The sequence below is a fragment of the Rubripirellula amarantea genome, assembly GCF_007859865.1.
Taxonomy (GTDB): Bacteria; Planctomycetota; Planctomycetia; order Pirellulales; family Pirellulaceae; genus Rubripirellula; species Rubripirellula amarantea.
Genome location: NZ_SJPI01000002.1, coordinates 774713 through 792910, shown reverse-complemented (window position 1 = coordinate 792910; position 18198 = coordinate 774713). Strand labels below are relative to the sequence as shown.

Below are 18198 nucleotides of genomic sequence, written 5' to 3'. Positions count from 1 at the left end.
GTCTGCTTATCAGAACTGGAAAACGAAAGTACTAAGCCTGTCGCGACCGCCTGCCGTGCCAAGACGATATGAGTTCAGACTCTTGCTCGAGTCTGAACTTGTGCGTCCAATTTAAAACGAACCTACCAACATCAGGTGCTGATAATGGCACCGGAAAACCTGTACCAACATTCTTAGGCTGTGACTCTAGTGCATCAGCGTTACCGCCGCGTTCTTAGTGCACCGAACCGGTCACGATACAGGACGCTGACTTCTTGCCGGGAAGGTTCGTGACGATTCGAACTTCTTGCGAAATGGGGTCGGTGGTGCCATCGCCGTTGTAGCGCATTTTGACGAAGTGAACCTTCTTGCTGCCGACGGGGACCTCGAAGGTGAAACGCTCATCGGCACAAAGCACATCGTCGATTTCAAACGGTTCTTCGCCGCGGATCACCAATCGTTGTTCAACTTTGCCATCGGAAGTCGTCGATCCCATGCTCACCGCCTTGGGAGTCACGCTGACGGTGGGTCGAATGTGACCCGAGATCGACATTTCAGTCGTGGGAAAACTTCGGTCGTTGCTGATCAAAGTCAACCGTTCGTGAATATCGCCTTCGGCCATGTTCTCGTCCATTTTTACCGACATGCGATATCGGACCAACCCTGGCGTACGCTCAGCGGGATCCAACCGCACTCGCAGGTTGCTGCAGTGGCTTCGAACATCAAGAATTTGCCAGTTGCTGTTGCCGCTATGAGTGATCACGACTTCTCGTTCACCAGTTCGGCCTGAAGGCAGATCCCCAAAATCAACTTCTGGTGGATCGAACGTGATATCCGTTCGAATGAAACCACTGACCTTCAACTGCACTTCGGCGTAGCTCGGTCGATCAAAGATCACCGTGACCGTTGCTGCCTTTTGGCCAATGAACGTGTTGGTGTTGAACGTTGCGACGATGGCGCCCGTTTCGTGGGTCTTCAACGTTTCTTTGGTGATCGTCGGAGTGGTGCATCCGCAACTCGTCCGAACTCCGGCGATGTGGATGTCTTCTTCGTAGATGTTGGTCAGCTCGAAATGATATTCACTCTTGGTTCCACGACCCACGATGCGAAAATCATGAGTGGTATCCTTGAACATCTTCTCGGCCCAGTTTTGGGCGTTAGCGGTGCCCGGACTCAAGGCAAAGAATCCGATAGCGATCGCGAGAAAACCTGTCAAAGGCCGCTGTTGAAGACGCAACATTTCGGCTCACCGTTACTAGAAGGAAAGAAATTGGCCGTGCGGACGCAGCGCACAGTCAACCTGTGCGGCCTGGGTAACTTAGCACGATTATTTAGATCGCCCCAGGAGGTCCGGACACTCCGGTAATAACGTTTTCGGCTAGTGAGTCGAAATTTTCCAGTAATTCCGCCAACCGTTCCATGGGAAGCCCCACGACATTGCTTTCGCTGCCGCCGTTAATGATCCGCAACCAATCATTTCCGTCCTGGAAACCGAATGCGCCGGCCTTGCCTTCCCAACGCATCGAGTCGAGGTGCTCTGCCAGCATTTCCTCGCTTAGCGTTTCCATGACCAACTCGGTCCGAACGGCTTCGACCACGCACTTTGACTGTTTCACGGACCAGACGCAGATTCCGGTGTAGACATCGTGCTTGCGACCGGACAGTAATCGCAGGATAGATTCCGCATGAGCCACATCGCGAGGCTTGCCTAGAATCTGGCCCATGCAAGAGGCGACCGTGTCGGCCGCTACGATCAATCCCTGATCGCTCTTCATAACAATCTCGGCAGCCTTTCGATAGGCGTAGCGAGCAACCATTTCAGGCGCGGTTTCACGGGAACACATTCCGCATTCCGCTTCGTCGCTGGCCACTTGCACCGTGAACTCGTACCCGGCAGCGGTCAATAACTCAGCCCGTCGAGGCGATCCGCTCGCCAAGATCATCGGCTCGTCGGTCGGCAAAACAGCTCGGGGCAGGTTCTTCATCAGTGGCAACATCGCGTTCAAACTTGGTCTGGATTGGACGGGTCGGAATCCGAACTTGGTGGCGGAAGATTTCCGCCGGGTGGATTCTGACGTCGCTGTTCGAGTTGCTTCACGGCACCGCGTAGCGATTCGAGCAAACGAGGGATCTGTCCCGCAGCAACGAACACGCGTGCACTGACGGCCGATTGCGGAAAGAAGCTGGTAAGGAAGTCTAAGCCAAACTCGCTCGCACCATGGCCAATCATCACACCATTGGCGTAGCACCCACTAAGTTCGTCGTCGGGCAGTTTTAAGTCGTCGTAAATTTCTTGCGGTGTGGGACGACGAGCTTGATTGGGCGGTTGAGCCGGCGGAGTGGCGGGTTCGCCAAATCGAGTCTTGTACAAATCTAAGTTGGTATTCAAAGCCTCAATGAACTGAGGCATCACCGGGTGCGGAATCACCACTCGCTTCACCACTTTCTGCGGCCGACCAATCGTTTGCAGAAAGTCCACGATGAACTCGCTAGGCCCCGTCATCACAATCGCTCCGGTGCTGAAACAACCATCACCGATCGAATCAGGCACGCGAGCACGAAGTGCCTGGTTTTGAGACTGTTGATTCGGTTCAGCCGATCCACCGTCGTTGGATTCAGGTCCCGATGAATCACCCGGAGGGTCGTTGCCATCGGGAGGAAAGGGCGGTTGTTCAGAAGACATGGACGCTCAGTTTGGCTGAAATGGGGGCGAATCGAGGGGCATGGTCGTATTCTACGCGATGCCATCCAAATGCAAAGTACAGCGAGTCACTGAGTATCGACGAGCGGTTTCGCTGGAAGCAGGCCAAACGAAACAATCGAACAATAATGCCTTGCTTTTACCGTTTGGCTTCACCGGCTTGCTTTGTTCGCATCGAGTTCTTGTTGAACTCGCTTGGGCATGGCAATTCGTCTTGGAAATACCAGCTTCGGATTCGAAAGTACGGTAACCATGAATGACAAGGTAACGAAGAAACCTACCGGCACCATCAATGCCATCCGCGTACTCGTCCGAGCCACCTCGGAAATGGTCCAGGCCCAATTTGTGATCTGAAACATCGAATACGGGTAGTCGCGGTAGTCATTGAAATGAAGACCGATGGAATACGGGATGAGAGCCGACAAAACGGCGACCGCGATCAACGCGGCGATCCCCAGTTCGACCCGGGGATGGTTTCGACGGCGAATTTGCGCGATGACCCAATAGACCGCTGTTAAGAAACCAATCAAGTAAGTTGAGTAGGCGATGCAAATTCGCGGAAACACGTTCAATTCGCGTCCCATCCCAACGCCGTTGCCTTGGTCGCGCAGCACCATCATTCCGCCGACGATAAACGCGGTCGTAACCACGATGGCGGTGGATGAAAACACCAGGCCAGTCGCCGGCCCGGGTGTCAGCCACGTCAATGCTGCACGCGAAAGGAAACTGCTGGGCAATTCACGTCGAACTCGCGGGGTAACAATCGGCGACTCGGCGCACATCATGCTCGCTGCCACCGTCCATAGCGCAGAAAGCGTCAAACACATGAACACTGCAACGCTAAAACCGGACCGACCAAGCATCAAAATTGCTAACGCCGATAGGCCCAGGGCGACCGACGTCACGATCAGCATTGAACATCGAATCTGAGTCGATCGGTTCTCGCTATCGGGCGTTAACTGCGCCGCTGTGGTGGCAAGCAACAAATGCCCCAACGATAGCGGAATTGCGATACTTGCGAGCACGACGTAGTACAGCTCGCTGGACGATAGCGGATTCCCATACATGATCATGTTGATCACTAAGACCGCTAAACCCCACTCCGCCCCAAGCAAAATCATCATCACAGCCAGCAAGGTAACAATGCGACCCGATCGCGTGCGGGCGAGCGGCGCAAAAAACAGGGCGACAACGGTTAGCAGCAAACCAGCAACCAACAATACCGCGACCATCAACAGCACGGTCGGCAAATCGACTCCCCTGAGCGTGTACGCATAGGCAACGCAGGGAAACAACGCAACAAAATAAAGCAGCATCTGCAAAACCGCGCTGGCGAGTTTACCAATCACGATCTGCCAAGGGCTCAACACGGTGATGGAAAGTAACTCGAGAGTCCCGTCGTCAATCTCGCCTTCGAGCGAACGATAGGCCGCAAGCGGGACAACCATCAACATCGGAATCGCCAATACGATGTAGTAGCCAATAAGCATTCGCGGTGCTGATGGCGACGTATAGATTCGCGGCATCATCATCAGGCTACCAATGATCGTCCACGCCAGTGCCGCAAAGAGTAAGATCGAAAAAGTGATAACGAACTGGCGACTCTTCAACGCCTGTCGCGTTTCCTTGACCAAAATCGGGTTCAGCTTATCGCCAACAAGTTCACAGAACTCGTCGATGCGACGGAGTAGTTTTGATTCGGTGGGAATAGCAGCAGTCATATAACGCAACTCAAGGACAACGGCATCGGTTCGATCGGCTTCGTTTAGGATACCAACTTTTGCGTTCGCAGAACGCTGATGATTGGTTAGTCAAATCCAGAGTTCGAAAAACATTCACATTTTCCGTTGAAACGCGCGGCCGCATGCTTCCGTCTGGTTAGTGCAATTGCGCCTCGCAGATGCATGGTTCCGCTGCGCACCGCCTGTGACGATCAGCGCCACGTATAGCGAATGTTGGCATCGCTCGCGTGGTGCTATGCAATCAAGGTTTGTTCGTGATCGCGACAAGATGTCGACGATGACAGTGTTGTTCGACAACGAAACATTCCAATCGAAGCCTTCATACAGCCTTTTGGAATGCTCGAGCCTCCCTCCCCTCGTGATTGTCGCAGAGACAGTCGGAGGGTTGTCGCGAAGAACTGTGCTGGTCCTGACGAATCATCCCCCCAATTCGTTCTCGCACGTTTCCGCGCCAACCCTCCGAACTGTTCCCTTCGCGATCATTGGCTCACGTTGCGCGTCCGGTCATCCGTTGCCACCTTCCCATTTTGGCGACTGAATTTGATGGGACGTGGATCGCTCGTTTCGTTGCCAGCACCTCCCTTCCCCCAAAACCCACTTCCTTCCCGAGGGTTTCCATGGCCAAAAAAGATACGTTCCGTATTGTCACTCGTGGCAAAGACAATTCCCTGATCATTCGCGACTACCCGACTGCTGACCCGCTCATCCATTCCTACTTGCAAGTCGGTACCGACGACTGCAGCACCGATCTTGCTCTTCGTGGAATGCCAATCTTTCGTGGATTGATCGGCCCGATGCCCGAAGGCAAGAACGTTGTTCGTTACGAAACGCCCGAAGTGTTCGAAGCGCTCACCAAGGAATGGGGATCCGCAAAGCCGCGTCGTCGCACACGACGGAAGAAAGAAGAAATCGCAGAAGCCGTTTCGTGAAGTTGAAATCCGTTTCATCTTTCAAGACGACAACACGAACTTGAACTGTTTCGTTTGATCGCGCTGGCCAAAAAGCTTGGCTCGGTACATCAAACGAAGGTTGTCATGGTCCATTCCAAGACGCGTCCACGAGCGTTCCGATCCAGGGGACGCGCGTCTTGGCTTGGCGATGACGCCAGTTTCACGACACGGTGGCAGAAGTGATCTTGCTGGCAACTGCAAGTTCTAGGTAGCTCTGGGTTAGTCATTCGACATTAGCCCACCTCCTTTTCCGCCTTGATGAGAAACGAAACAGTACCGCCCATCTTTCCGAAGCTTTCCGCAATCGCTTTTCCGACCATTGCTATGGCGCTTTGGTTGTCACTTATGGTGACGGGCGGTTGTGGAACAACGCGTGAATATAACGCTACCTCGCAGCTTGTGATGAGCGATGCGGTTGATCGTAGTATTGCAGCGATCGACTTTCGTCCGCTTAGCGGCCGAAAGGTTTATCTTGACACGAGCTACATGCGGCAGATCAAAGGCGAAAGTTTCGTTAACGCGGACTATACCACCAGTGCGATGCGTCAGCAGATTGCAGCGGCAGGTTGCTTGCTTCAAGACAGCAGCAACGATGCTGAACTAATCATCGAAGCTCGCATCGGAACTCTCGGAACCGACGACCACCGAGTCACATTCGGCATTCCAGAAAACAAAAGCCTGGGTTCGGTGATATCGCTCGTTCCAGGTGCGCCGGCTGTACCAACGATTCCCGAGATCGCATTTGCCAGACGTGAAGCGAGAGAAGCAGCGGCAAAGGTCGCGGCGTTCGCGTACGACCGCGAAACTCGCGAGCCCGTTTGGCAATCCGGAGTCAAACCAGCAAACGCAACCGCCAAAGACACCTGGGTACTCGGTGTCGGACCGTTCCAAGGCGGATCCATTCGCGAACGGACGAAACTTGCCGGTGGTGCTCTTCGCTTCAATCGCAAAAAGCAAACCGGATCTCCGGCGATCGTGTACGACCGGCCGCCGGTTGACTACACAGCCGTCACGCGGTTTCAAGAAGGAGAGCCGCTCCTTCACTTCGATGAAAATGCGATTGAAATGATCGGTTCAGACTCAGAAAATGAATCCATCGCCGAGCTTCAAGACACGAAACCGAGTCAACCAACGAGCGGCTCAGACGTCGAATCGATCGCTGAAAAGCCAACTGAATCGTTGGTTCGCTAGATCAGCGACTTTGGCTGAACCAAGTGAGGACGACTCGATCGCGCTTTCGAAACCGAGTTTCGTTTGCCACCGTTTTCATGGCCCACGATCACTACGCGTTTGATCGCATTCAACGCATCAAGCGAGATCATAAGTTTCGTCGCAATTCACATCGTGCGATGCAATCATGCGGCTAAGCTTGGCCTTCACTCTGGTTGGATAAGTCACGCGATTGATGCGAGCTTGCGTCGGCGTTTGAAATCTCATGGAACAAATCTGCAAGCGTTGCTTCGCGACCTGATGCATTTCCTTTGGCAAGCAATCGCCATGCTTGATGAGTGAAAGGTTGGCTTGAATCGTTGGCTTGCTTCAGAACTTCATTGACGGTGATTTCAGCCGCAGGTCGAGCGAGCACAAATGCCTCGGCTGAACCTTCGGTGGCGCTGACCTTGCGCAATAAGTCCGCATCTACCAACCGTTTTGACATCGCGTGAACGACACGTCCGGTAATCCCAAGACGTTTGGACAGATCCGCCGTAGTGATCGTGTTCCCCTGATCAAATTCCTGCATGACTTCGGTCATCAAGGGCAGCATCCAGTCGGGGTCATGCTCAACGCCGTAGAGCCTTCGATTGATTGCGGTATCGTCCCGCCAATTGCCCCAAAATCCATTGGCCATCATCTGCAGAGTGTAAGTCAGGATCAGCCCCAGCAGAACGATCAACCATGTCAGGTAGATCCAAAACAGGAACAGCGGAATGAGACCGAGCGATCCGTAAATGGCGGAATAGGGAACCGCTTTGGCAACGTAGATTTGAAAGCCGAACTTCGCACCTTCCCATAAGACGGATGCTAGCGACGCACCCACCGCAGCAGCGGGAAGCGATACCTTCGTATTTGGCATCAGGCTGTACAGCAGGAACAGCAACACAAAACTAGCTAGCACTGATAACGCGTGACTGATCAAAAACGCAGGCGATGACCCATCGGTTAAACCCTGGATCCAACTGTCCTTAGAAGCCCAGTCGAGAATGCGAGCTGTGAACGATAGGCTTGCGATCAATAGCCCACTGCCTAAAGTGATGATCGACCAATGGATCGCTAATCGAATGTGAAAGGGCCGGTGCGACGGAGCGTCGTAGATACGATTGAAGACTTTCTCGGCCGAATTGGTCAAACCGATCGCGGCATAGATCAACAGCGCCAGGCTTAACACACCCAGCGAACGCACGTCGATCGCGGCAACCTTGTGAGTCAGGTCGCTCAGCGTGCGACGAATGCTGGCACGGGTTCCTTCGTCACCGATCGCGTCGCTAACGCCAGAGTAGTCTTCCGGCACATCGGGAACACCGAAGAACGAATAGAGTTGGTCTTCAAGCGAAGTCGTGACTTCCTCGAGTCCACCCACGACGCGAATCACAATCAAAGCCAAGACGGCGACCGGCACGAGTGAAAAGATCGTACGGTAGGCAAGTTCCGCTGCCATGCCGTCGGCGTGATGGCGAACGAACTGTCGGTAAACAAGGCTGGCCAATTCGCGTGAATAGCGAATGAAGGATTGGCCTCGGTTCATAGCTGGCGTGCTTAAGCGGCTTTACGTTCCGACGCCTCATCCTCGTTAGTCGATGGCGAGTTTTCCATCGGTTGCGGCATCCGAATAACGTTTGGCATGTCGTTGATGTCGTCGGCCAATTCGGCCATCGACGTGATCTCTTCACTGCCAAGCGTCGCACACAACGTATCGTCGGTTTGGTAGATCTTAAGCTGATCTTCCTCAATGAACCACACCGCCCGGTGGGTGTCCGTGCGAAATCGCCGACCGCAATAGAATTCATCGCGAATCAGTATGGACTCGTTGATGATCTCACCGACCGATTCTTGATCGTCCAAGTCGCCATGGTTCAAAATCCAGGCGGTCAGGGCGGCACGAACAGTAGCCAAACGTTGAGAATTGGTCATGCGGCGACTAAGACGAGGTTGTACGAAACGGCGATCAGGAAGTTGGACCGCCAAGGATTGGTTTCGACGCAAACGACCGCTAAATTCGACTCAATTAAGGCGGCACCGACAGACGCCGCAACGCGCAAGAGTCCCGTAACCCTCCTAAGTCCCCAGCGGCATCCCCAAAACAGCCCGCATCTCGACAGTGTGAGAGTACTTAAGTCCGAGTACTTAAGTCCGAGTACTTAGGTGCGAGAACTCACGAGCGAGTCCCCCGTTGATCGCGTGGACCTTGGATCGAATGGGATCGGCACGCCGAGAGCCAACTGCACGAATCTCTCGTTTCTAAAAGATCGTTAATCCTTCGCGATTCGTGATTCCCGCCACAATTGGCCACCGTTGCGCTCTAATTTGGCCAATATCGGCCCGCCATCTCTGCAAACGCGGCGATTTTCGTTCTACTTTGCTTTCCCCAGCCAAGGAATTGCTTTCAATGCGAACACTACTCAGCGAAGACGAACTGACGACCGGCGTCAATCAACTTGCCGGCGAAATCGACCAGTACTACGGAAGCGACCGTCCGCTTACCGTGATCGCGATTATGACCGGGTCATTGGTCCTATTCGCCGATCTGATCCGCCGCCTTTCCATGCCCCAACGCGTCGGGGTGATTCGAGCCTCTAGCTATCGCGGTGGCACCAGCAGCGGCGACTTATCGGTCGATGCCGAAATGATGATCGACGTCAAAGGACGCGATGTGCTTTTGGTGGATGACATCTTCGACACAGGAAAGACACTCGATCGACTCAGCGGCATGATGCTTGAGTTTGGTGCAACGTCGGTCAAAACAGCAGTCTTATTGCATAAGCAACGCGAGCACGTCACTAAGATGCGCCCCGACTTTGTCGCCTTCAAGATTCCCGATGAGTTTGTCGTCGGTTATGGACTCGACTACATGGACATGCATCGCAACCTACCGTACCTAGCTATCCTTGAACCGCGTGAGATCCTGGAAACGGCCGCGCACGCCCGCGGTGAGATGATCGCAGAAGAGGCAAGTGACATGATTGCTGGTGGTGAGTCCAGCGACGGCGAGTAGACTAAAGCCCCGACCTACGCTGATTAACACTTCTGCCAACGTCTTTTCACTGTTCGATGACTTCAGATTTAGGACACGAACGCTCACCGCGACAACCGGTCCAACAGGATGAACCGTTTCGTGGTGGCAGCCGATTACGAGTCTTGATGCTGGGCCGAAGGTTTTGGCCGTTAGTGGGTAACGACTCCGCAAACTATCTTGTCAAATTAGCAACCGGCCTGTCGCGCATCGGGATGCATGTGGAAGTCGTTACGCCAAAATCGGCTTCGTCATGGACTCAGCAATTTCAACTGCACGACATCCGTGTGCACCGCCCCGTGATGACACCCAAGGGCGACTGGACAGCAAGTCGTTACACTCGCCAATTGACTCAGTGGTTGAGATCACAAGCTGATTCCTTCGATGTCATCTTCGCCGACTCGATCCGCGAGGAGGCGATTGCGGCGGTCGAAGCCTGTCGTGGAAAACGCTGTAAAGTGATTTTGCGATTGGGTAACGAATGCGGGTTGAGCGACGCGGATTGGTGGAAGCACAATCGTGCATCCAAACGATGCGAAGCGATAGGAAGAATGGCGGACGCGATTATCGTGAAAAGCCCCAAAGATCAACGCGCGCTGCTGGGATGCCAATACGATGCGAAGAAGATCCATCGCGTTGCCATTTCGTTTCCCGCTGGCAACGATTATTCAGCGAACCAACGTTCACAAGCACGCCAAACCCTCGCAAGCGTCAACTCGGACCTGACGACGTCTCCCACAACGCCCGTTGTGTTGTGCCATGCGAGAATGAACACGACCAGCGGCATTGATCAATTGGTCCAAGCGGCAAGATTGCTGATCTCTCGCGATCCTGACACCCGGGTTTGGATGATCGGCGATGGTCCAGAACGAGATCGCATCTTCACGACGCTTCGTGGCGATGGTGTTCGAGCTAACATCGCGATGCCGGGATCGTTTTCATCGCTTGATGATGTCTTTGCGGCAGGCAATTTATACGTTCAAACTGGCAACGATGGCCTCGACTACTTCTTGCCGCAAGCTATCGCCGCTGAGTTACCGATCGTTGCCGCGGACATCGAGAACATTCGCAACGCCGTCGCGCCTTCCGCAATTAGCGAGCCTAACGATTCCGTGACTTCATTGTCCGATCTAATCCACTGGTACGATCCCGCCAAAGAATCCTCGTTGCGAAAAACCATCCAATTGGTGATGGCGGATATGAACGAAGCTGCCGAGAAAGCTCGGCGTTTGCGAATGGGCCTGCTGCGTTGGCAACCTGATTCCCAAGCACTTGATCAGTACGCCGCGCTGATTCGAAGTCTGGTGGGAAGTCATCGAGGCAACGACGCTTCCGTAGCTGAAAAGCAAACATCGGTTCCGACCAGCCAAAGCTCTAGCGGGACAGGTGGATGAAAACCAAAATTGCCTGGGTCATCCCCACGATGGATCGTGGCGGAGCTGAGAAACAGCTTTGCTTGTTGGCTCGCCATTTACCACGCGATCAATTCGATCCCCACGTCTTTTTACTCACCAGAGACGGACCGCTTTCGCAAACGCTGCGCGACGATGACATTCCGGTGACCTTGATTGGAAAACGATTCAAAGCTGATCCGACCGCGCTTTTTCGTTTGCGAAAGGAACTGTTGCGACTAAACCCGGATATCGTGCACACCTACCTTTTTGCCGCGAATAGCTTTGGCCGGATGGCCGCGTTGATGGCGAACGTCAAAACGATCATCGCGAGTGAGCGATGCGTCGATCCCTGGAAGACGAACTGGCAGTTCATTATTGACCGTTGGCTCGCCAAGCGGTCCGCTGCTATCACCACTAACAGCAACGGTGTAAAGGATTTCTACCAACAGCGCGGCATCCCCGGTGACTTGTTCAAAGTAATTCCGAATGGAATCGCATCGGCTGGATCGGTGGAGAGCTTTGCATCGCGAAGCGAAATCTGCGAACGGCTTCAGGTGGACCCGGCTCGCAAGCTTATCGTCGCCGTCGGTCGGCTGTGGCCTCAAAAACGTTATCGCGACTTGATTTGGGCGGCTGAATTGGTGGCGACATTGCGGAATGACACCACGCTGGTGATCATCGGCGACGGCCCTCAATCGAACGAGTTGATGCGTTATCGCGACTCGGTTTCGATCCCACAGCATGTGCGTTTTGCCGGACATCGAGACGACGTGGCCGAGATATTGCAGCACGCCGATGTGTTTTGGATCGGCAGCGAATACGAGGGGCAAAGCAATTCGTTGATCGAAGCCATGCAGGCTGGTGTACCCGTCGTCACTAGCGACATCGCTGGCAACCGTGACTTGGTGGTTGATGGCGTAACGGGTTTTCTGGTCGAACTTGGCGACACTGCCGACTTTGCTCGGCAAACCCATGCGATACTGGGATCTGCCGAATTGGCCCGCAGCATGAGCGACGCAGCTCGCGAACGGATTGACCGCGAGTTTACGATTGAAAAGATGATCCAAGGCCACGTCGAACTCTATCAAAGATGCCAAAGCCGTTGAATATCCGAGACATCGTCACCGCGTTTGGACAACTGCTTACCGTTGTGTTGTTGGCATGCTCGATGACGACTCTCGCACGGGCGGGCGTAAGCAGTGAAAATGTGATCCTGGTGGTCAATGGTGACAGCGAAGATTCTCGCACCGTCGCTAACCATTACGCTCAACTGCGTCAGATCCCTTCCGTGAACGTCGTTGTGTTGCGAGACATTCCCGAAGGTTTGTTTTGCAGCTTAACCGAGTTCAAAGACAAGATTTTGAAACCGCTGCTTGCCGAAGTCGATCAACGAAAGCTCTCGCGTCAAACTCAAGTGATCGCTTACTCGGTCGGATTTCCCACCACGGTGAAGATCCCCGAGCATACTGCTTTGCTGACCGACCCGATGCTGAAAAAGTATCAGCGTCCCCGAGGATCGATCACTGGACTGACGTATCTCTATCGGTTTGTGATGTCGGACAATCCGTCGTACCTAGGATTGGTTTCGAACTTCTACGCTCGCGGAAGTTTTGAACGCGATTTCATGAATCCGTTTTTGAAGGAGGAGGACCGCAAGAAATTCGACGTTTCCGAGAAGACGTGGAAGGACGAGAACTACGAAAGATCGGCCAAGCAGTTTGCTGAGCTGTCACGACTCTTTCCCGCCCACGCACCTTTTTCGATCCGAGCCGCCCAGTCGTTTGCGCGCGAAGGCGACCTCGATTCCGCTGCGAAATCTCTTCTTCAAGCGGTCACCGCAGGTTGGCAGTCTGCAAAGTTTATCCGTCAAGACGAAGCACTTGCGAAGTTGCTAACGCGGAGTGATGTTTCGAAGGCGATGGAATCGCTTTCCGAACTGCCGAACGTCTCGCAGTTTCCGTTTGGTGCGAATAGTTCGACCCCCTGGTCGCCGGCCGGTTGGCCCACCGCGGACACAAATTCTGGAATCAACTATCTTCCGTCTTGCATGCTGGGCGTTGTCCATGAACATGCCAGCACCGTCGATCAAGTGATCCAGGTTCTCGATCGCGCTTCGAAGGTAGATGAAACATTCCCGCAGGGAACGTTCGTGTTTTCGAAAACCCGTAACGTTCGATCAACGACGCGGTTTCCCTTATTCGGCAGCGGCGTTTTACTTCTGAAAAGCCTCCAACAAGACGCTCAGATTGTGGCATCGCAACAGCCAAAACCAGGCATGACTTGCGTCGGTGTAATGTTTGGAAGTGCGAATATTCCAGTCGCGACACGATCGTGGAAGTTTGCTGAAGGTGCCATCGCCGAAAACTTGACCAGCTATAGCGCTGCGTTCAAGACCGCCAGTCAAACGAAGATTACCGAGTTCTTACATGTGGGAGCAGTGATGAGTTGCGGTCCTGTGGATGAACCGTACACGCTACCCACGAAGTTCCCGACACCAATGTTGTACGGCTACTACGCAATGGGCGCGACCGCAATCGAATCGTTCTACCTATCGCTTCAATCGCCCTACCAAACCTTGATTGTCGGTGATCCGCTCGCGGCACCCTTCTTGGTAGCACCGAGTGACGTCGTGGAAATAAACGACAGCGACATGAGCGACCGTTTCGTTGTCAGTTGCCGTCCCAGCGCCATCGGAGTGGCAGAGCAACGCGCCAAGGCATTGGAATATTACGTCGACGGGCGGCTCATGCAGATCGCGCCGCCAAAGTATTCCGTCGCGGTGGATCTTCGAGGTGCACCGGCGGGCTATATCGAGGCTCGCGTGACATTGGTGGGCCAATCGGCACTGGCGCCCCGACGGTCCATACAACGGTGGGTGACGATCGGCGATCCGCCGCATATTCCAACCATCGACGTCGAAGATTCCATCGCAACGCTCCGATGCGATGGAGCACAAACGATCGAGTTGTTTCACCACGTCGAATCGTTAGGCACCATCCAAGGCGATCAGGGAACGATCACGCTCGATCGCGCAACGCTTGGCAGCGGACCACTGAGGCTGCGGGCGGTCGCGACCGTCGATGGCAAACCGGTTCAAGGTCGCCCGGTTGCACAGTAACTGCTTCCAATAGGGAAGATCTAGGCAACTGATATGACCCAAGAATGAAAAGCGGCTCAATCTTCGCTGAGTGATGTGTTTTGTGAGCAATCGCTGTTGGCGTGTCAATTTAGGATCTCCGGCGCAGCACACGGTTACCGTGTATATCCTAGAAATTTGCTTGACTGACGATTCCAGGTCGCGGTATCTTTCGTTTGTGCTTGCGAAATGCGGGCTCTTACTCGATTAGGGCAAAAAGATGAACCGGCTATCGGCTATCGGCTATCGGTTTGGATCCTTTTTCTGATCCCTGGTAGCGAACTTTCTTCGGCGGAAGAAATCAGGCTTACGGATGAGCAACTTGCCATGAGAGCAAGGCTTGGAGTGGTAGTATTGTCTGCCGACAACAAGGTCGAGTTGAAAATTCCTCTGGGATTCATGGACGACAAAATCCAAGGTCAAGTCCTCCTGGTCAATGATTCAAAGGCGCCGGCTACGATCGCGAATGTGAAGACTTCGTGTGGCTGCACGTCGGCTGTTCCTGTTGAAGAACTAATTCAAGCGGGAGGTCGGAACATTCTTCTCGTGGATTACCGACCTAAGTCGGCTGGAAAATCTCGCTTGGAAGCGTTGATCACGTTCGGCGAAAAAGAGTTTCATTTGAGCGGTATCGCTGAGACAATGCCTCGGATGGCGCTCGTTTCTACGACCATGGAGTTTGGGAAGAATGACAGGGCCAATATCGTCATCAAGAAGTTTGCACCGACGCGGATCGATCGACTCATTGTTTCACCAGCCAGTATCAAAGTCGAGAACTTCGTCGATGGCGATGAGTCCGTATCTGCCACATTGGTCCGAGCGCCCGATCGATTCCACGACCATGTTTCTGTATCGCCTGCTTTAGGCGACCGTTCTTATGCGGGTCTCAATCTGACTGTTCACTACAAAGGAATGGTCGACGCCTTGCCTCGGCGAATCATCGCGACTGGAAAAACACTTCGGTTTTATTTGCGCGGTGATGTCGAGCCGCTCGTTAAGGCCGATGAGATGAGCATTTCGTTTGATGGGCAAACTCTATGCGTGCCTTGTAAGGTGACACCGCAAAACGGAGTATTGAAAGTTCTGATCGAAGACGTGTTTGAGCCGGGAGAGCACATGCTATCAGTTCAGATGAATGATTTCTCGTTTCCACTTACGATTATCAAAAGGTAAAGAAGATGCGATTATCAATGGTATTTTTATGGATGGTCATCATGATCAGTCCAGTGCTTGGACAGGACCCGTTTGACTGGGTGGTTGGCGATGAAGCAAATCATGGATGTTGGGCGGAAACCGGCGACCCGCCGTCCACGCCCTGCAAAGATTGGTGGGACAGTGAGTCACAGTATGTAATCGACGTCTTTTCCTGCACAGGCCGTTGCACTTGGTCTCAGCAATACGGCCGGATGGGGTGCATCGTGGGCCATTCAAATAACTACAAGAAACCCGGCCCAGATCTTAACGCGGAAGACATAGCCATAGGCTCGGTACCGTCCCCCACGAATCCCGGTCCAGGCAACGTTCCGAGATATCGCGATCTCAAATGTGTTCAGAAGGGCATGTGTCGCTGTATTTCCAATTTAGTTGGCACACTAATTGTATGTCGGAACGATCCGACGATACCAGTAACTTACGACAACCCTACGTCGTATATCACAGATGCTGGTGGGCCGGCATGTAATCCTGCGCCCGGTGGCTGAGGTTTGAGATGACAGCTGAACGTGATTGATTTCTAATACCAATAGACTCTTCCTATTCATCTTGGATTTGCCATGCGACTAATTTGTCTGTTCGTCGGACTGCTGCCTATTGCAATGCGTCACTCCGTTGGTCAAGCACCTAACTCAGCGGAAATCCGTGAAGCCAAGCTGTTCGAGACAATTGGTGAAATCATTGATCGTCGCGATGAAATGTTGAAACGCTTTGCGGTTGTTTTGCAGGGCGAAAGTACGTCAATTCGTCCAGGAAGTCCGCCAAGGGTGATGCCCCACTTTTTTTGTCGCGTCACCGATTCGACCCGACAATTTGATCTCTACGCCAACTTTGTAGTGCATCCCGATGGTCTTGAGCACGGAGCGGAGACCGTTCGAATCGACAAAGTGTGGAAGGGAAGGCATGCTGGAAGCCTGTTCGTGCGTCCCTATGATGTAAAGCCAAAGGGAAAAGGGCCCTCTAGTTGGTCTGAGCAATACTCAATGTCTGACGGCTTCGAGCCTTATGATGACTTCCTCCTGGGGGCTAACGCAATGCAGCTTCGTGATGCACCAGGAGCAATCGAAAAGGTGTATCTGAAGCAAGTCAGTGTCAAGAAAACAGAGGAGTCTACGGGCGGGCGATTGCTAGCTCACTGGGATTTTGTTTTCTCGCCTACATATACATTGCATCAAACAGTCCAGTTTGATCCAGCCTATGAGATGATGCCCGTTCGCTCGAGTGTCCGCGTTGATGGAAAACCTAACGATTTTCAGGAGATGAGAATCCATTGGTCCAAGCATGGCAAACATTTACTACCCCACAAAATTGAAACGGCATCCGGCGATATAGACGACAACGTTACAAGCACTGAGGGAACCTTTAAGTGCCATTGGGCGATGGGGGACGAGGTACCGGATGCGATCTACGAAAGTGAGGATCACCTAGCTGCGTTGTTTGACCACTTCAAGCTCCCGCACGCCGCACTTGTCAACCGCGATGTCATCCACCCCGAATACGATGCTCCCCTCGATCTGTACAAAGACACGAAGGAAACCAAGATAAGGGACTAGAGGCCAAGATCTCGATCTAGGTTTGGAGCGATGCAACTCACTGTGCTTGGTGTCAACTGAAGGGTAAACGATTCTGCGCAAATGCAACTTCCAAACCCAGGCCAAGTTTTCGTAGGACGAAACAAGACGCCCAGCAAGGCCGGGCCGGCAGAGTCTCGTATCTGCAAAATGCCGCGACGGCTTCGCTGCTTGTTCTGGCCTGCTTCTTGCTTTCGTTAAGGTGCCAGCACCAGTTCCAGCGGGCGGTGGTCGCTGGTGGTCTTATCGTCGGGGAAGTCTCCGTCACGCACGATCACTCGCGATGTCGGATGCCAATGCTTGGCTTCCCCGGCCACAAAGGCGAAATCTAGGATTGATCCCGGGTAGTCATCCTCGCCGTCACCATTACCATCGAACCAATTGGAATCGACAAGCGGATTGGGCTTCACCCACTCGAACGTACCGTCTTGAGCAAAGACGTCAAAGGCACGATTACCCTGCTCAGTCGCAAAGACATAGTCAAAGTTGTAGTCGCCGATCGCAATGATGGGACGATTCAGTGCGGACGCCCAACGACGAAGCCCTTCGGCTTGTTGCTGGCGAACTTCGGCCTTACCGCGGGCCAGGTGATTCAGCACGACTGTGAAGACCGTCTTGTTCAATCGGTCGTACAGTTCGTACACATGCGCCGATCGGTAATTGCCGGGATTGATGATGATTCCATCAAACGAACCAAGTTCGCCACGACTCAGGATTTCGAAGCGATCCTTTTTGACGATGTAGGCGGTTCGGTCGTTGAAGCCGGTGCGGCTGTACCAATAGTCGTAGTCATCACCCAACGCTTCCTTGATCGCTTGCCATTCTTCGGCCTTGACTTCTGTCAAACCGTAAATGTCGTAGCGAGGCATCTCTGCCAACTGTTTCGCAATCACATGGATGTCGGCTCCTTCGGATTCGATGTTCCACGAAAGGATGCGAATCGGAGTCTTATGGGTGGCTGAGGTTTCTTCCGCAGCAACACGTGTGGTGAACAAGACAGCGAGTATCAACAGCGGCAAAGCAAGTTTCATAAAGCACGAAGGGGGCAAAGCAAGGACGGGAGCGGTGTCGTTTCGATAGGGAGACGCGACTCAAAGAACGCGTCAAGGTTAATCAAGAACCAGCACCAAAAAGAACGGTTGGTGCCAAAGTCTCGGTACCGCAGTTTATCGCGATGACCGTGTATCAGTATCCCTGAAATACTTTTTGAACGTCTCGGATCGAGCCTGAGCCGTTATCGGTGGCACGCGCTTCCTCAAGGCGTGGCTAACGGGGATTGAAGTCA

General features: G+C 53.4%; 15 protein-coding genes. 8 read left to right on the top strand and 7 right to left on the bottom strand.

Features of this window, described 5'->3' with window-relative positions; genetic code table 11:
• Window positions 1-214: 214 nt before the first annotated feature.
• The 4 genes from Pla22_RS16295 to Pla22_RS16280 all read right to left on the bottom strand — a co-directional run bounded on the left by Pla22_RS16295 (window position 215) and on the right by Pla22_RS16280 (window position 4401).
• Entirely contained in the window at window positions 215-1219 is a 1005-nt protein-coding gene (locus tag Pla22_RS16295; RefSeq protein WP_242632099.1) for a DUF1573 domain-containing protein, read from the bottom strand.
• 91 nt (window positions 1220-1310) lie between these two features.
• Complete coding sequence (locus tag Pla22_RS16290; RefSeq protein ID WP_146515884.1) at window positions 1311-1964, bottom strand: Maf family protein; 654 nt, start codon at window positions 1962-1964, stop codon at window positions 1311-1313.
• Between the two features lie 17 nt (window positions 1965-1981).
• Window positions 1982-2662: a DUF3467 domain-containing protein gene (locus Pla22_RS16285; RefSeq protein WP_146515883.1), complete on the bottom strand. Its 681-nt coding sequence runs from the start codon at window positions 2660-2662 to the stop codon at window positions 1982-1984.
• Between the two features lie 170 nt (window positions 2663-2832).
• Window positions 2833-4401: an ABC transporter permease gene (locus tag Pla22_RS16280; RefSeq protein ID WP_146515882.1), complete on the bottom strand. Its 1569-nt coding sequence runs from the start codon at window positions 4399-4401 to the stop codon at window positions 2833-2835.
• A 638-nt stretch (window positions 4402-5039) separates the two neighbouring features.
• Here Pla22_RS16280 and Pla22_RS16275 point away from each other — a divergent pair.
• Both Pla22_RS16275 and Pla22_RS16270 read left to right on the top strand, forming a co-directional pair.
• On the top strand, window positions 5040-5351 hold the full coding sequence (locus Pla22_RS16275; protein ID WP_146515881.1) for a hypothetical protein: 312 nt from the start codon (window positions 5040-5042) through the stop codon (window positions 5349-5351).
• 279 nt (window positions 5352-5630) lie between these two features.
• Entirely contained in the window at window positions 5631-6563 is a 933-nt protein-coding gene (locus Pla22_RS16270) for a DUF6655 family protein (RefSeq protein ID WP_242632098.1), read from the top strand.
• Between the two features lie 172 nt (window positions 6564-6735).
• Here Pla22_RS16270 and Pla22_RS16265 read toward each other — a convergent pair whose 3' ends face one another.
• Window positions 6736-8115 carry a YhjD/YihY/BrkB family envelope integrity protein gene (locus Pla22_RS16265; RefSeq protein ID WP_146515880.1) on the bottom strand — a complete coding sequence of 460 codons (1380 nt, stop codon included), beginning with the start codon at window positions 8113-8115 and terminating at the stop codon, window positions 6736-6738.
• Between the two features lie 11 nt (window positions 8116-8126).
• The gene (locus tag Pla22_RS16260) at window positions 8127-8501 is read right to left on the bottom strand and encodes a hypothetical protein (protein ID WP_146515879.1); all 375 of its coding nucleotides are present in this window, start codon (window positions 8499-8501) and stop codon (window positions 8127-8129) included.
• Between the two features lie 475 nt (window positions 8502-8976).
• Here Pla22_RS16260 and hpt point away from each other — a divergent pair, with 475 nt between their 5' ends.
• The 6 genes from hpt (at window position 8977) to Pla22_RS16230 (ending at window position 16895) form a co-directional block, all read left to right on the top strand.
• Entirely contained in the window at window positions 8977-9582 is a 606-nt protein-coding gene (gene hpt, locus Pla22_RS16255; RefSeq protein ID WP_146515878.1) for a hypoxanthine phosphoribosyltransferase, read from the top strand.
• Window positions 9583-9638: 56 nt separating this feature from the next.
• Window positions 9639-10994 (top strand): glycosyltransferase family 4 protein, encoded by a 1356-nt coding sequence (locus tag Pla22_RS16250; RefSeq protein WP_146515877.1) that lies wholly within the window; start codon window positions 9639-9641, stop codon window positions 10992-10994.
• The gene (locus Pla22_RS16245; protein ID WP_146515876.1) at window positions 10991-12100 is read left to right on the top strand and encodes a glycosyltransferase family 4 protein; all 1110 of its coding nucleotides are present in this window, start codon (window positions 10991-10993) and stop codon (window positions 12098-12100) included. Before Pla22_RS16250 ends, Pla22_RS16245 begins: the two co-directional genes overlap by 4 nt.
• Window positions 12085-14112: a hypothetical protein gene (locus Pla22_RS16240; protein ID WP_146515875.1), complete on the top strand. Its 2028-nt coding sequence runs from the start codon at window positions 12085-12087 to the stop codon at window positions 14110-14112. The genes Pla22_RS16245 and Pla22_RS16240 overlap by 16 nt, the downstream gene beginning before the upstream one ends.
• Before the next feature lie 207 nt (window positions 14113-14319).
• On the top strand, window positions 14320-15303 hold the full coding sequence (locus Pla22_RS16235) for a DUF1573 domain-containing protein (protein WP_146515874.1): 984 nt from the start codon (window positions 14320-14322) through the stop codon (window positions 15301-15303).
• 599 nt (window positions 15304-15902) lie between these two features.
• Window positions 15903-16895, top strand: coding sequence for a hypothetical protein (locus Pla22_RS16230; RefSeq protein WP_146515873.1), 993 nt, complete (start codon window positions 15903-15905; stop codon window positions 16893-16895).
• A 215-nt stretch (window positions 16896-17110) separates the two neighbouring features.
• Here Pla22_RS16230 and Pla22_RS16225 read toward each other — a convergent pair whose 3' ends face one another.
• Window positions 17111-17944: an endonuclease/exonuclease/phosphatase family protein gene (locus tag Pla22_RS16225; protein WP_146515872.1), complete on the bottom strand. Its 834-nt coding sequence runs from the start codon at window positions 17942-17944 to the stop codon at window positions 17111-17113.
• Between the last annotated feature and the right edge of the window lie 254 nt (window positions 17945-18198).